Annotated in this window: 8 protein-coding genes; 4 read left to right on the top strand and 4 right to left on the bottom strand. The window is 65.0% G+C overall.

Features of this window, described 5'->3' with window-relative positions; genetic code table 11:
- Nucleotides 1–640 precede the first annotated feature (640 nt).
- From B071_RS0113625 to B071_RS20530, 4 genes are all read right to left on the bottom strand, one after another.
- On the bottom strand, nucleotides 641–1,363 hold the full coding sequence (locus B071_RS0113625) for an HAD family hydrolase (protein ID WP_018527625.1): 723 nt from the start codon (nucleotides 1,361–1,363) through the stop codon (nucleotides 641–643).
- The gene (gene aroA, locus B071_RS17820; protein ID WP_018527624.1) at nucleotides 1,360–2,748 is read right to left on the bottom strand and encodes a 3-phosphoshikimate 1-carboxyvinyltransferase; all 1,389 of its coding nucleotides are present in this window, start codon (nucleotides 2,746–2,748) and stop codon (nucleotides 1,360–1,362) included. Before aroA ends, B071_RS0113625 begins: the two co-directional genes overlap by 4 nt.
- 1,377 nt (nucleotides 2,749–4,125) lie before the next feature.
- On the bottom strand, nucleotides 4,126–4,821 hold the full coding sequence (locus B071_RS17810) for a response regulator (RefSeq protein ID WP_438829733.1): 696 nt from the start codon (nucleotides 4,819–4,821) through the stop codon (nucleotides 4,126–4,128).
- A gap of 25 nt (nucleotides 4,822–4,846) precedes the next feature.
- Nucleotides 4,847–5,620, bottom strand: a complete 774-nt coding sequence (locus B071_RS20530) for a sensor histidine kinase (protein ID WP_438829732.1) — start codon at nucleotides 5,618–5,620, stop codon at nucleotides 4,847–4,849.
- A 734-nt stretch (nucleotides 5,621–6,354) separates the two neighbouring features.
- Between B071_RS20530 and B071_RS0113600 the strand changes: the two genes are divergently transcribed.
- From B071_RS0113600 to B071_RS20350, 4 genes are all read left to right on the top strand, one after another.
- Nucleotides 6,355–7,770: a TolC family protein gene (locus B071_RS0113600; protein ID WP_018527620.1), complete on the top strand. Its 1,416-nt coding sequence runs from the start codon at nucleotides 6,355–6,357 to the stop codon at nucleotides 7,768–7,770.
- Nucleotides 7,767–8,876 (top strand): efflux RND transporter periplasmic adaptor subunit, encoded by a 1,110-nt coding sequence (locus tag B071_RS0113595; RefSeq protein ID WP_018527619.1) that lies wholly within the window; start codon nucleotides 7,767–7,769, stop codon nucleotides 8,874–8,876. Before B071_RS0113600 ends, B071_RS0113595 begins: the two co-directional genes overlap by 4 nt.
- Nucleotides 8,873–13,669 (top strand): efflux RND transporter permease subunit, encoded by a 4,797-nt coding sequence (locus B071_RS18735; RefSeq protein ID WP_018527618.1) that lies wholly within the window; start codon nucleotides 8,873–8,875, stop codon nucleotides 13,667–13,669. Before B071_RS0113595 ends, B071_RS18735 begins: the two co-directional genes overlap by 4 nt.
- Nucleotides 13,651–13,971 (top strand): PG0541 family transporter-associated protein, encoded by a 321-nt coding sequence (locus B071_RS20350; RefSeq protein ID WP_157703247.1) that lies wholly within the window; start codon nucleotides 13,651–13,653, stop codon nucleotides 13,969–13,971. Before B071_RS18735 ends, B071_RS20350 begins: the two co-directional genes overlap by 19 nt.
- The last annotated feature ends 36 nt before the right edge of the window (nucleotides 13,972–14,007 follow it).

The raw sequence follows: 14,007 nt of genomic DNA, 5'->3' as shown, positions 1-14,007 counted from the left end.
GCGGGGATATATTCCATGCCCTGAACGGTCCCCCCGTCCAGAATGGCCTGCAGGTAGGAATCGGCCAGAGTGAACCGGCTTTGAACCTCCTGGATCAGGTCGGCNTCCTGGTACCCNCCGATGATATTTTCCAGCAGGAGCTGGGCCTGGGCAATGAGCAGGCGGGACTGAAGAATCCCGTAGAGGTAGGGCGTTTCCTGGTCGGTAAGGCGCTGGGAGTCCTGGTGCAGACCGACAATGCGGAGTGTTCCCACGCCACCNGCGATCATGATAACCAGGGCCAGGGAAAAGAAGGCCATGAGCATCTTGCCCCGCAGGCGCAGGCGGAAGCTCCGTTTTTTTCGGGCCGCCCCTTTCTGTTTCTGTCGGGGACCGGGATTCTTTCCGGCCCTGCGAAAGAGCCGTTTCCCGGTGCCGGAGGCGGGGCGCTGGTCTGCCCGGTCGGCGGAGTTCGGCTCTTCCGAAGATTCTGAGCGGGAATTGCCGCCCTTTCTGGATCTTCTGATTGCGATCATAGTGGCAGATATTACCACACTGGCCCGATATGCAACTACCGGGGGCTCCCGGCGGTCCCCTATCCCGGGGCTGGCGGCTCCCGGACCCGCAGAGCCGGTGGGGCCCTGCATCAATTTTCCGGGGGCTAATCTGCCCGGTGGTCCTGCCAGGGTTTGTCCCACCTGAGGACAGGCCAGCCCTCGCGGCGGGCCCGGCGCGCCAGAAGGCGGTCGGGATTTACCGCCACGGCAGTTCCCGCCAGGCGCAGGGCCGGGAGATCGTGGTGGCTGTCGGAGTAGAAGGCGCAGTCCCGGGGAGCTATTCCCAGATCTCCCAGGAGCTTTTTCAGGCGGAGCGCCTTCTCCTCGGCGTAGCAGGGCCCCCCCACGAGCCAGCCCGTGGCGAATCCCTCTTGGTCAAACTCCAGTCGGGAGGAGATAACCTGGTCGATCCCCAGGGCCTGCTTCAGGGGAGCCAGGATGACATCGAAGGTCGATGTCGCCAGGATCACGGGAGCACCGTTCCGCCGGCAGGCGTCCAGATAGGCCCGGACGGGAGGATAGAGATCGTCCTGGCCCCTGTTCTGCCAGGTGCGATAGGCCAGTTCCTCCAGATCATCCCGGGAGTAGCCCCGAAGGGGCGTGATCTCCCGCGTCACCGCGCCCAGCGAGAGCGCACCCAGGCGGTAGCGCAGATAATAGTAGGGCAGGCTCGCGAGCTGGCTCCACCGGAAGAGCCCGGCCCGTTGTCCCTCCCGGGCGAAGAGTGCTCCCGTGGAGTGGCGCGTCAGGGTATGGTCCACGTCAAAGACGTGAGCCGTCGCACCCGGGGCAACCCGGGACGGATCGAACTGGAGAGACCCGGTCATGGTGTCCCCCCCCGGTGGTGATCATCCCCTTCCGGGGTGCACGAACCGGGAGCGAGCCGGGCCAGCTCGGTGAAAAAGGCTGGATAGGTCACGGCCGCTGCTCCGGGATCGATGATTCTGACCGGTGTAGCCGCTCCCAGGGCCGCCACGGCCCCGGCCATGGCCACGCGATGATCGCCGTGGCTCCGCAGGATTCCCCCCTCCAGGGGTGCTGCGCCGGAAGCGGAGCNTGCACNGGAGGAGGCTGNCCTGCGGGGCCGGAGGGTCATCCCGTCGGGGTGTTCCTCCACGAGCGCTCCCAGGGCGGTGAGCTCCCGGGTCATCACCTCGATGCGGTCGGTCTCTTTCTCCCGCGCNTGGGGAACATTCGTCAGGGTGACCGGCTCCGGGGCATAACAGGCGGCCGCTGCCAGCGCCGGGAGCGCGTCGGGCATGGCGTTGAGATCGAAGGTNCCCCCCCGGGTGATCGGGCCGGTTACAGAAACGGCCGGTGTGGCCGCTCCGGTGCGGTGCCATTGAACGGTACACCCCAGATCAGCGAAGATATCGAGCACCTTCCTGTCACCCTGCACATCCTCGGGTTCAAGCCCTTCCACGGTGATCGTTCCCCCCGTGATCGCCGCAGCGGCAAACCAGAAGGTCGCCGAGGAGTAATCCCCCGGCAGGGAGGTCCGCACGGGCTGGTACCCTTGCCCCGGGGNAAGGACAAACCTGCGGTACCCNTGCCGCTCCAAAGTGATGTTCTGCGTCTCGAGCCACCAGCAGGTCATATCCACGTAGGGTTTCTCGTGGAGCACCAGGGGCTCCAGTATGGTCGGGTCGGCCTGGCGCCCCCCCGTCGGGACGAGGGGGGCCGTGAGCAGCAGGGCCGAGAGAAACTGGCTGGTGGGGCTCTCGAAGGAGACGCGGGCCCCCGGCCGGAGCGGCCCCCGAAGGGTGAAGGGAGCCCGGGGCCCCCCCGTNAGGGAGGCGCCCATCTCTGTGAGCGCCCCCAGGAGGGGACCGGCGTCGCGGGAGCGGATCGACTGGTCTCCGTCGAAGGTGACGGGGCCCCTCCGCTGGGCNGCCAGCCCCGCCAGAAGGTACAGGGTGGTTCCGCTGTTCCCCACGTCCAGGGAGAGGGGCTGCTCCCCCGCCTCGGCCGAGAGAATCCCCCCCGGAGGGGGAGTAAGGGCCAGGGAGACACCCGTGGCGGTGCGCCCCGTCTCTTCCACGGAACACCCCAAGGTCTCCAGGGCTGCGATGCAGCTCCGGGCATCGGCCGAATCGAGGCAGTTGCCGATCAGGCTTGTCCCCTNGGCACAGGCAGCGATAAGCAGAGCCCTGATGGTGTGTGATTTGGACGAGGGGACCACCACGGTGCCCTGTGCGCGGGCAGGACCCACGGCAAGACTCGCCTCTGCAGGATGAATAATACCAGCCTCCTCAACGTAGAAACCCTAAAGTCCGATNATAGTAACAGGAGGTGCCGGTTTTGAGAATAACGCCCCGCTCGTTCCTGCCCGGGGTGTCCCCGGTTTTGACAGTTCTCGCTCTTCTGGTTCTGGGGAACCTCTTTGTGGCGGAGCACCCCCTCGCTGCGGGAACGGTCTTCAAGAACCCCGATTTCCATTATGTCGTGGATATCCCCGTGGGGTGGGAAGTTCTGGAGGCCGAACAGAGCGGGTTTGTCAGTTTTTCCGATCCCCGACGCCTGGCGGTGCTGCANATTATCACCTTTCCCGGCGAGCAGTTTGTCACGGCCCTGGAGATCGACCGTTTCATCCAGGAACGGTTCGGCGCCTCCGGTGAGAAGGCCTCCTTCCGTTTTGGCCGGGACCACGCAGTCTTTGCCGACTACCGCTTTGTCACCGCGTCCCGCCAGGATCAGGAGGGAATACCCGTACGGGGATACATGACCTTTATCAAGGGCGACGAACTATCCTTCGCGGTTATGGCCTATACCGTGGAGGACCACTACGAGGCCTTCCAGGCGAAACTCCTCTCGGCCCTGGACAGCTTCTCCCTCTCCCTGGGGACCCGGCTCGAGCCGGGCCCGGTAAGCGCCTTCCTCACGGCGGAGCTGGGGCAGGAAGAAGCAGGGTTTTCCCCGGACCTCGGGGAGGCCCGGGATTCCGGGGACCCAGGGGAATCGACTGATCTGGTCCTGCCCTCGGGGGCGGTCTGGCCCCTTCCCGGGGACGTCCGGTCCAGCGGGCTGCGGCAGGCTGCCCAGGTGGTGATCGAGCGGGAGGCGATGGTTCTCTCGGCCTACGCCCCCCCGGAGGGTTCCGCTCTCCGTCCCGGGCCGGGCCCGGCACCTCCCTGGGCCCGGGCGTGGCAGCGATATTTCCGCATGATCTATCGCGATACCTTTCAGCGGCTCCAGGTGGTGGCCGAAGAGCTCTTTCGGGACCTCTCCCTGCAGGGAATAGCCCGCCAGGANATGCCCCGGCACATTCTCTCCTGGCTCCAGGGTGCCGAATACCGGCGGACCGGTTCTCTGAGCGATCTGAAAAACCCCGCAGGAGTTCTCGTTTCCTTCGCCGGCGACTGCGACTCCCTGGGCCTCACCTTCGCAATCATCCTGCAGCATCTGGGGTTCGANGCGATCCTTATGGTGAGTCGCGAGCACGCCCACGCCCTGGTGGGAATCGACATGCCCGGTGAGGGAGCCCGGTTCCCCTTTGANGGACGAGACTGGCTGGTAGCGGAACTCACGGCCCAGGTCCCTCTGGGAAAGATCGCCCGGGAGCAGGCCGATATCGGCGGGTGGATCGGGGTCAAGCTGGACCCGACGATTCCCTGGTAGCCCGGGATGTGCCGGTAAGGGATGCCCCGGGGGGATCCTCCAGGTGGCTCGCGGCAAAGAGCGCTGCCTGAACGCGATCCCGGAACCCCAGAGTATCCAGGAGGGTGGAGACGTAGTTCTTCACCGTTCCCTCGGTCAGGGAGAGTTCTTTGGCAATTTCTCCGTTCGTTGCCCCCCGGCCGACCAGATGGAGCACCTGGCGCTCGCGCAGGCTNAGCTGCTGGAGCTCCGGGCGGGGAGGNCCCGGGCCCGTTCGGGGATCCGGGAGGATGCGTCCCATCTTGCCCATCACCTCCCGGGAGGCCCAGAAGACCCCCCGCCGTACCGCCAGGATCGCCTGGTGGAGTTCCTCCGGGGGCAGATCCTTCAGGAGATATCCCGATGCCCCCAGGCGGATCGCCCTGATCACGTACTCTTCGTCGTCGAAGGTGGTGAGCATCACCACATGAGAGGCCAGCCCCTCCGAGAGAATCGTCGCGGCCGCGGTGAGCCCCTCCATCCCGGGCATGCGGATATCCATGAGGAAGACCTGGGGCCGCTTCTGCCGGGCCAGGGTGATTGCTTCGCTCCCCCGGGCGGCGGTTCCCACCACATCCAGATCCTCGTAGAGCGCCAGAACCGAGGCGATTCCGTCCCGCACCAGGTGCTGGTCGTCGGCGATAGCCACCGTAACGGGTGCNNCGCCCGGGGTCTCANTCACGGGATCGCTCCCCCAGGTGTCGGACCGGTTCNCTGGGCAGCTCCGCCCGAAGGACCGAGCCCCTGCCGGGAGTGGAGGAGACGGAAAAGGCCCCCTGGACCAGCTCGATCCGTTCCTGCAGGTAGGTCAGTCCCCCCCTGCGGTTCTCCTCCAGGAGCGGCTCCGGTGAAAATCCTCCCCCGTCGTCCTCGATCGTTACCCGGGCTGATTCGTCTCCCAGGGTGATCGTCAGGCCGATCCGTGAGGGAGTTCCGTGACGGACGGCGTTGGTGAACCCTTCCTGAGCCATGCGGTATATTGCCATGAGGACGGCCTTGTTGTATCCCCGGGGATCACCCTCCAGGGAGAGATCCACCGTCACATCGGCCCGCTGGATCCGCTGCGCCAGGGTTCGTATCTCCCGGAAGAAGTCCAGCTCCTCTGCCTCCTGGTTCAGGGTGCTCAGGACCGACCGGATATCGCGCATTCCCTCCCGCAACGTCTCCCGGGAGGCATCGATCGCGTTTCGGGCCGTGTCCGGGTCGCGATCGATGAAGGCCATCGCCTTGTTGAGCTGTACCGTGGCCGCCGTGAGGGTGTGGCCGATGCTGTCGTGGATATCCCGGGCAAGGCGGGTCCTCTCCTCCAGAACCACCACGTCGGCGATNCTCTCGGCGTACCGGCTCAGGCGCTGTTGGGCTTCGCGAAGTTTTCCGGTGAGCTCCAGGTTTTCCTGCCACCGCAGGCGATCCTCCTTCCAGAAGAAGGCGATAAAGAAAATAAGCATCGCGTTGGTTACGCGGTAGATCGTGAAGATCACGTCCTGTAACCCGCCCCGATCCACTCTGGCCAGCCCCACTCCGGCCAGACCGTCCCAGAGAAAATGTCCCCCCAGGACCAGGAGGGAGATGGTGATGCTCAGGGGCAGGGAGAAGGCGATCACGGCGAAGAAGATCGTCACCGTCACCGCCGTGGGGAGAATCCCGCTTGCCACGGCAGGATAGATTCCCAGAACCAGAAGAAAGGGCAGAACCCGGGTAAAAAAACCGAGGCTGGCCCGGGATGTATCGCGGAGGTCGGTGTCGTATCCCGGCCCCAGAAACTGCCGGAGTTCCAGGATATACCAGNAGAGGATTGCCCCCGCTCCGGCCAGGATCGCCCCCGGCGGGAGAGGCTCCCCCTGAAAAGGAGGCCTTCGCCAGAGGGGAAGAACCCGGCGAAGGAAACCAAAGATACCCGACGTGAGAAAAAGGGTCAGAAGCACCAGCCGGGAGTAGTCCCGGGAGCGGTGACGCCGGGCCTCGTGGCGCGGCGAATNCCCGTACGGAGCATCCTGATGGAACGTGTCCTGATGAACTGTCTCCCGGNGGGTTGTATCCCGGCNGATCGGATCGGACTGCTCTTCCATGAGATACCAAGAATACATCGGATTCTTTCTGTTTTGTATATGTCCCCGGTCACAGAGGGGTATGACCGGAGACACTTTTTCTTTTCTCCTGGTCTGGATATCTTGATAGACCTATGGAGCACTCCCTCGATCCACGGCAGTCGTCCCCTGTCTCTCGTCCGGAACCGGATCTGGTCGGGCNTTGCCGGCCCCGGTCGGGGAAGGTTCTTCTGTCGCTCCTCCCCCTTCTGTTCNTCTGCTCCGGGGTNCTCTTCTCCGAAGNGGCTCCGTCCCGGGAGGGGCGGGTTCTCTCCCTCGAAGAGGCGATCGATCTGGCCCGGGGAAACGACGCGGCCCTGCAAAAGGCCGATCTGGGAGCCGCCGATGCGGCCCGGTCCCACCGCCAGAGTTGGGGGCTCTTTCTGCCTTCGGCGACCCTTCAGGGCGGGACCAGCTACACCAGAGACCTCTTTTTCGATTCCGGCACGGGGAGAGACCCCCACTGGAGCCCCACCTCTTCCCTGGGGGTCTCGTTACAACTCGCTCCCGATCTCGCGCCACAGATNGCGCTCCGNGAGGTCTCGCTGGAGCGGGCTCTCCTCGACCGGGACGTCACCTANATCGATCTGGTCGCCCGCGTGCGACGGCGCTACTACGGCTTGATCCATCTCCAGGAGCGGCTGCAGGTGCTGGCCGAGGACATCCAGCTCGCCGAGCATCAGGCCAGGCAGACCCGNACGCGCTACGAGAACGGCCTGGTGAGCCAGCGGGAACTGCTTCAGGCTGATCTCGCTGCGGAGCGGGCCCGTCTGAACTACCGCCAGGGCCGGAGCGACTTTCAGCTGGAACAGGTGCGCCTCCTGGTTCTGCTGGGTCTGGACAGCCCCGACCNCCGCGAGGAGGAGTCTCTCTTTCTTGTGGATTCCCTCGACCTGNCCCTGGACCGGGTGGCGCTCGCACCGGTTCTNGCGAGGTACCCCGCCTGGCGCTACGACGCGGCCCTGCAGGACCTCCGGCTGCGTTCGGCCGAACTCTCCCGCCAGGAGGAGATCCTCTCCTCCCGGGCTCCCTCGCTGAACCTCTCGACCAGCTGGAACTCGACCCTTGATTCCCCCCGGACGGACTCTCTCCGGGTCGGATTCTCCCTCTCGATGCCCCTGGACGGATGGGTTACGGGGTCAGCCCGGGCAGAACGGATCGCCCGGGCCGATCTCCAGCTCCGGCAGGACCGGATCGACCGGGATGACCGGTACCGGCAGTACCAGGTGAGGATTCAGGAGCTGGTGACACAGGTAAACAACGCCGTCGAGCAGACCGAGATCGCCCTGCTCCAGGTAGATATCGCCGAGCAGTTCTACGCACTCACCGAGGAGGGATTTCTTCGGGGAACGGTGGAACGCCTCGAACTCGATCGGGCCCGGAGAGACCTTCTCGACGCCAGGATCAGCGTCGTCACGGGAAGGTATCACCACGCCCTGGCCGTCACCGATCTGGCCCAGGTTGTGGGTGAGGAGAACCCCCGAAGCCTCTTGCAGGAGATCAGAGAATGACCCGAAAGATAGATCACGACACGAATCAGGATATGGATCAGGAGATGGAGCGTTCCGGGAGGGGGAGTGCCCTGGCAGAGCGGTTCGTCACGGCCCTTCTTGTGGTGGTGGTCCTGGTAGTGGCCGGTGCGCTGGTCTGGCCTGCGGTCCGTCCCTCCCCCGATCACCTCGGGGGGCCATCCCGGGGTGAGGCCGGGGCGGGAGGGCCCCANGGGGCTTCCGCCAGGGGCGGTCAGGCCGAGGCCCGGGCAGTAACGGTTCAGACCGTNACCAGGGGAACGGTCCGCTCCACCGTGGGAATTACCGGCGATGTGGTTGCCCCTGATCCGGTAGNGCTGGTTTCCAACGTGGGAGGGCGCATTTCCACCCCCGTCCCCCCGGTGGGGACGGTCATCNCCGCCGGGGAGCGGGTCGTTCTGGTGGACCCTTCCCGACCCGGCGATGCCTTCTCCGAGAGCCCGCTTATGTCTCCCCTGGGCGGGACCGTGGTNGCCACGGGAGCGAGCCAGGGCGATACCATCACCACCCAGACCCCCGTGGTGACGCTCCAGGACCTCTCGCGTCTGGAGATTCGCACCTGGGTGCCCGAGCGCTTTCTGGGACTCCTGAGAACGGGCCTGCGGGCNGANGTGCGTTTCGAGGCCTTCCCGGGGGAGGTTTTCCCCGCCCGGGTGGTTCGCCTGGCACCGGTTGTTGATCCCGTGAGACGNACCCTGGAGGTGACCCTGGTCTTTGACCGCCCCGACCGGCGGATCAGGGCCGGCATGTTCCCCTCGCTGGAACTGGTGCTGCAGGAGCGTCGCGATGTTGTCACCCTTCCCCCCTCGGCCCTGCTCGAAACGTGGCAGGAACGCTACGTCTACGTTGTGGATGAGGAGAAGATCGCCCGGCGGCGGCCCGTCACAACGGGTCTGGAAGGGCGCTCTTCNCTGGAGGTCCTTCAGGGGCTTCAGGAAGGCGACCGTCTGGTCGTGCGGGGGCAGTCTTTCCTTGTCGACGGAACGCCGGTCCGTCTCGTCGAATCTGCCGGTGATCGATCCGGTGAAAGCCCCGGCGGGAGCGCGATGGCGCGATCCCGGGAACGATCCGGGGAGGGCACGCCATGACCCTTCCCGAACGATCGGTGGAGCACCCCGTTACCATTGTCGTACTGGCAGCGCTTCTGGTGGGGATCGCGGCAACGCTGGTGCCCCGGCTGGCGGTGAACCTCTACCCCGATGTATCGCCGCCGGTTATCTCGGTTTCTACCTCCTTCCCCGGTGCCGGGCCGGAAGATGTGGAGCAGAACGTCACCGTTCCCCTGGAGACCGCTCTGGCCGCTGTGACGGGGCTGGACTCGATCAGCTCCACCTCCAGTACCGGGTCGAGCCGAATCACCCTCTTCTTCGGTTACGACCAGGATCTGGACGAGGCCATGAACGAGGTAACGTCGATCCTCTCCAGCGCCGGAAACCGCCTCCCCGACGATGCGGGGGCGCCCGTGGCGCGGCGCTTCAACCTGGCGAACATCCCCGTGATGCAGCTGGTCCTGCGGGGTGATTTCTCCCTGGAAGAGCTGCGCCGGGCCGCCGAGGATCGGGTGCAACCCGCCGTCGAGAGCGTTCCGGGGGTCGCCGCTGCCGATGTATCGGGCGGGGGATCGATGGAGGTGCGGGTAGAGCTGATCCAGAATCGTCTGGCCGCCTACGGGCTCACGGCCCGGGCGGTCGCCTCCGCTCTGGCGGAGCAGAACGTCCTGGTGAGCGGGGGTACCCTGATAGACAACGCCCGGGAGTTCCAGCTTCGCACCGCCGAGGAACTTTCCTCCCTCGAAGAGGTTCGCCGGGTGGTAGTGACAACCCTGGGCAGCGGTCAGGGAGGGGTATCCAGGCTGGTACGCGTGGAAGATGTAGCCCAGGTCCGTCTGGCCTCCAGCGACGAGACAACCCGTGTCTTCGTGAACGGCGAACCCGGGGTTTTTCTGCGCGTCCAGAACAGCAGCGACAGCAACGCCGTGCGCGTCTCCGATTCCGTCCGCGAGCGGGTGGCCTCCCTGGGGGAGGACCTGCCCCNGGGGATGTCCCTGGAGGTCCTCTCGGATAATACCGCCCTGATCAGGGCNACCCTGAATCAGGTCTACGTCTCGGCCTTTCAGGGGGCTCTTCTGGCNATGGCGGTGCTCTTCATCTTCCTGCGGAACGTCCGGGGAACGCTGATCATCGGTCTCTCCCTGCCGCTTTCGGTCCTGATAACCCTCATGGCGATGGCGGTCTTTGGTCTGACCCTGAATCTNCTCACCCTCACGGGGCTGATCATGGGGCTGGGAATGGTCGTGGACGGCTCCATCGTCATTCTCGAGAACATCCATAATTACCGGGANCGGGGAACCAAGGCATCGGTGGCAGCCGTNCTGGGGAGTCAGGAGATGTACCGCGCGATTGTGGCATCCACAGCAACAACCCTGGGGGTCTTCGTTCCGGTCCTGCTCTTCCGCAACGACCTGGGGTTTATGGGCTATTTCTTTACCGATCTGGTCTTCACCGTGGCGATCTCTCTGGTAGTCTCCCTGGTGGTGGCCGTATCGGTGGTTCCCGCCCTGGCGGGGGCGTTGCTTCCCCTGAACACCCGCGTACAGAAACCACTCCGGCTGGCGCCCCTCCGCAGTGCCGACCGTCTGGTGGAGGGGTTCTTCTGCCGTCTCGAGGCAGGGTACGGCCGGGCCCTGCGCTACGGGCTGGACCACCGNTTTCTGGTGCTCCTCCTGGTGGCGCTGGTGACGATCTTCTCGTTCCGCCAGTTTGACGACGTGGGAATCAACCTCTTTGTCCGGAGCCGTACCGATGATACGGTCTTTTTCTCCCTGCAGATGCCCCTGGGAACGCCCCTGGAAGAGACCGAGGCCGTGCTGCGCGGTCTCGGCGAGGAGCTGGAGCAGAAGGTTCAGGGGTGGAACAACATCGTTATCACCGTTGGATCGGGTCGAAGATGGGGAGGAAGCAGCGCCTCCCATCTGGGGTCGATCCAGGTCACCCTGCCACCCCCGGCTGAGCAGATCGATACCCCCGAATCGATCACCCGTCTGATGATGCCCCTGGTTGCAGATATCCCCGGGGTTAATCTCACGGCCCAGGCGGGCCGAAGGGCCGGGACATCGTCGGCTGTAAGCGTGGAGGTGCGCGCCGAGAGCGCCGATCTGGCCGTGGAGACGGCCCGGGAGGCACGACGGATCATCCTGGAGCATCTGCCCCAGGTGGAAGATCTGGAGCTGAGTCTGGAACAGGGTGGTCCCGAGCTGGCCTTCCGAGTCGACCGCGAGCGGGCAGCGGCTCTGGGCGTCTCCGTTCCGTCCCTGGCCCAGGAGATCCGTTCGGCCTACGCGGGTAACCGGGCCACCACCATGAAAGACGAGGGGACCCTGCGGGACGTGGTGGTGATCCTCCAGGAGTCGGACCGGAGGGACCGGCAGAGTCTCGATTCGCTCTACGTTTCGGGGGCCGGAGGAGGACTGATCCCTCTGTCCGGTCTGGCCACGATAGTCCGGGGCCAGGCCCCGACCAGCATAGAGCGCCAGGACCGGCGACGGGTAGTAACCGTCACGGGCGATCTGCCCGCAGGTATCGCCGCCACGGATTTTCAGCCGCTCCTGCAGGAGACCCTCGACCGCTACCTGATTCCGCCGCCCGATGTCCAGGTCTTCTATGGAGGCGAGGCCCAGGACATCGATGAGTTCAGCCAGACCTTCGGTTTTATCCTTCTTGTGGCGGTGCTTCTGGTCTTTGGTATCATGGCGAGCCAGTTCGAGTCGTTCCTGGACCCCCTGGTGATATTTTTCTCCATTCCCCTGCTCTTTGTGGGGGTCATCTGGATCTACCGGATCACGGGGGAGCCCTTTTCCCTCTTTGCTGCCGTGGGCGTGGTGGCTCTCGCGGGCATTGTGGTGAACAACGGCATTGTTCTGGTAGATTACACCAATACCCTCCGTGCCCGGGGGCTCCCGGTACGGGAGGCAACCCTCGCGGCGGGNACCGTGGCGATCTCTCTGGTAGTCTCCCTGGTGGTGGCCGTATCGGTGGTTCCCGCCCTGGCGGGGGCGTTGCTTCCCCTGAACACCCGCGTACAGAAACCACTCCGGCTGGCGCCCCTCCGCAGTGCCGACCGTCTGGTGGAGGGGTTCTTCTGCCGTCTCGAGGCAGGGTACGGCCGGGCCCTGCGCTACGGGCTGGACCACCGGTTTCTGGTGCTCCTCCTGGTGGCGCTGGTGACGATCTTCTCGTTCCGCCAGTTTGACGACGTGGGAATCAACCTCTTTGTCCGGAGCCGTACCGATGATACGGTCTTTTTCTCCCTGCAGATGCCCCTGGGAACGCCCCTGGAAGAGACCGAGGCCGTGCTGCGCGGTCTCGGCGAGGAGCTGGAGCAGAAGGTTCAGGGGTGGAACAACATCGTTATCACCGTTGGATCGGGTCGAAGATGGGGAGGAAGCAGCGCCTCCCATCTGGGGTCGATCCAGGTCACCCTGCCACCCCCGGCTGAGCAGATCGATACCCCCGAATCGATCACCCGTCTGATGATGCCCCTGGTTGCAGATATCCCCGGGGTTAATCTCACGGCCCAGGCGGGCCGAAGGGCCGGGACATCGTCGGCTGTAAGCGTGGAGGTGCGCGCCGAGAGCGCCGATCTGGCCGTGGAGACGGCCCGGGAGGCACGACGGATCATCCTGGAGCATCTGCCCCAGGTGGAAGATCTGGAGCTGAGTCTGGAACAGGGTGGTCCCGAGCTGGCCTTCCGAGTCGACCGCGAGCGGGCAGCGGCTCTGGGCGTCTCCGTTCCGTCCCTGGCCCAGGAGATCCGTTCGGCCTACGCGGGTAACCGGGCCACCACCATGAAAGACGAGGGGACCCTGCGGGACGTGGTGGTGATCCTCCAGGAGTCGGACCGGAGGGACCGGCAGAGTCTCGATTCGCTCTACGTTTCGGGGGCCGGAGGAGGACTGATCCCTCTGTCCGGTCTGGCCACGATAGTCCGGGGCCAGGCCCCGACCAGCATAGAGCGCCAGGACCGGCGACGGGTAGTAACCGTCACGGGCGATCTGCCCGCAGGTATCGCCGCCACGGATTTTCAGCCGCTCCTGCAGGAGACCCTCGACCGCTACCTGATTCCGCCGCCCGATGTCCAGGTCTTCTATGGAGGCGAGGCCCAGGACATCGATGAGTTCAGCCAGACCTTCGGTTTTATCCTTCTTGTGGCGGTGCTTCTGGTCTTTGGTATCATGGCGAGCCAGTTCGAGTCGTTCCTGGACCCCCTGGTGATATTTTTCTCCATTCCCCTGCTCTTTGTGGGGGTCATCTGGATCTACCGGATCACGGGGGAGCCCTTTTCCCTCTTTGCTGCCGTGGGCGTGGTGGCTCTCGNGGGCATTGTGGTGAACAACGGCATTGTTCTGGTAGATTACACCAATACCCTCCGTGCCCGGGGGCTCCCGGTACGGGAGGCAACCCTCGCGGCGGGNCGGAACCGGCTGCGGCCCATTCTCATGACCAGCCTCACCACCATTCTGGGGATGGTGCCCCTGGCGTTCTTCCCCGGAGAGGGATCCGAGACGATCCAGCCAATCGGTCAGACCATCGTGGGAGGGCTCTCGGTAGCCTCGGTGATGACGCTCTTTGTTACTCCCCTGATCTATTCCCTGCTGAACGGGTGGCGGGATCGTCATCCCCGGAGGCAGGGCCTTCGGCGGAATTCCCCGTTCCTTCGTCGGGACACGGGGGAGAATCGGGGCGCCGGAGAGGCCCCGGGCACGAGGGAGGCCCCGGGTACGAGGAAGGTCCCGGGCACGAGAGAGACCGGGAGCGAGGAAGGAAGGGAGGATCTCCGGGAAGACCCCCAGGACGACGACCNGGCATGGAGGAACGCCCAGTGACACGGATCGAGGTGGTGGCGAACCAGTCGGTAAAACCCGATCTGATCGAGGCGCTCCAGGAGGCGGTGCCGGGGATCTCCTATACCCTCTGGACCGGTGTTCAGGGGCGCGGAGGGCAGGGGGTCCGGCGGGGTGACGCTATCTGGCCCGAGCAGAACGTGGTCTTCATGGCCTACGTGGAGGACCGGTATGTCCAGCCTCTCCGGGANGCGCTGGGGCAGATAAAGGAACGCTTTCCCCGGGAGGGGATCTCCCTCTTCGAGATTCCCGGAGCCCGCCAGGTTCCGCTTTCCCGTGGGTAAAAAACAGGAAAAGCCCGGGTAAAGCCGGGTAAAGAT

The organism is Alkalispirochaeta alkalica DSM 8900, from assembly GCF_000373545.1.
GTDB lineage: Bacteria > Spirochaetota > Spirochaetia > DSM-27196 > Alkalispirochaetaceae > Alkalispirochaeta > Alkalispirochaeta alkalica.
The sequence above is the reverse complement of the archived record's forward strand: the minus strand, read 5'-3'. Positions and strand labels throughout refer to the sequence as shown.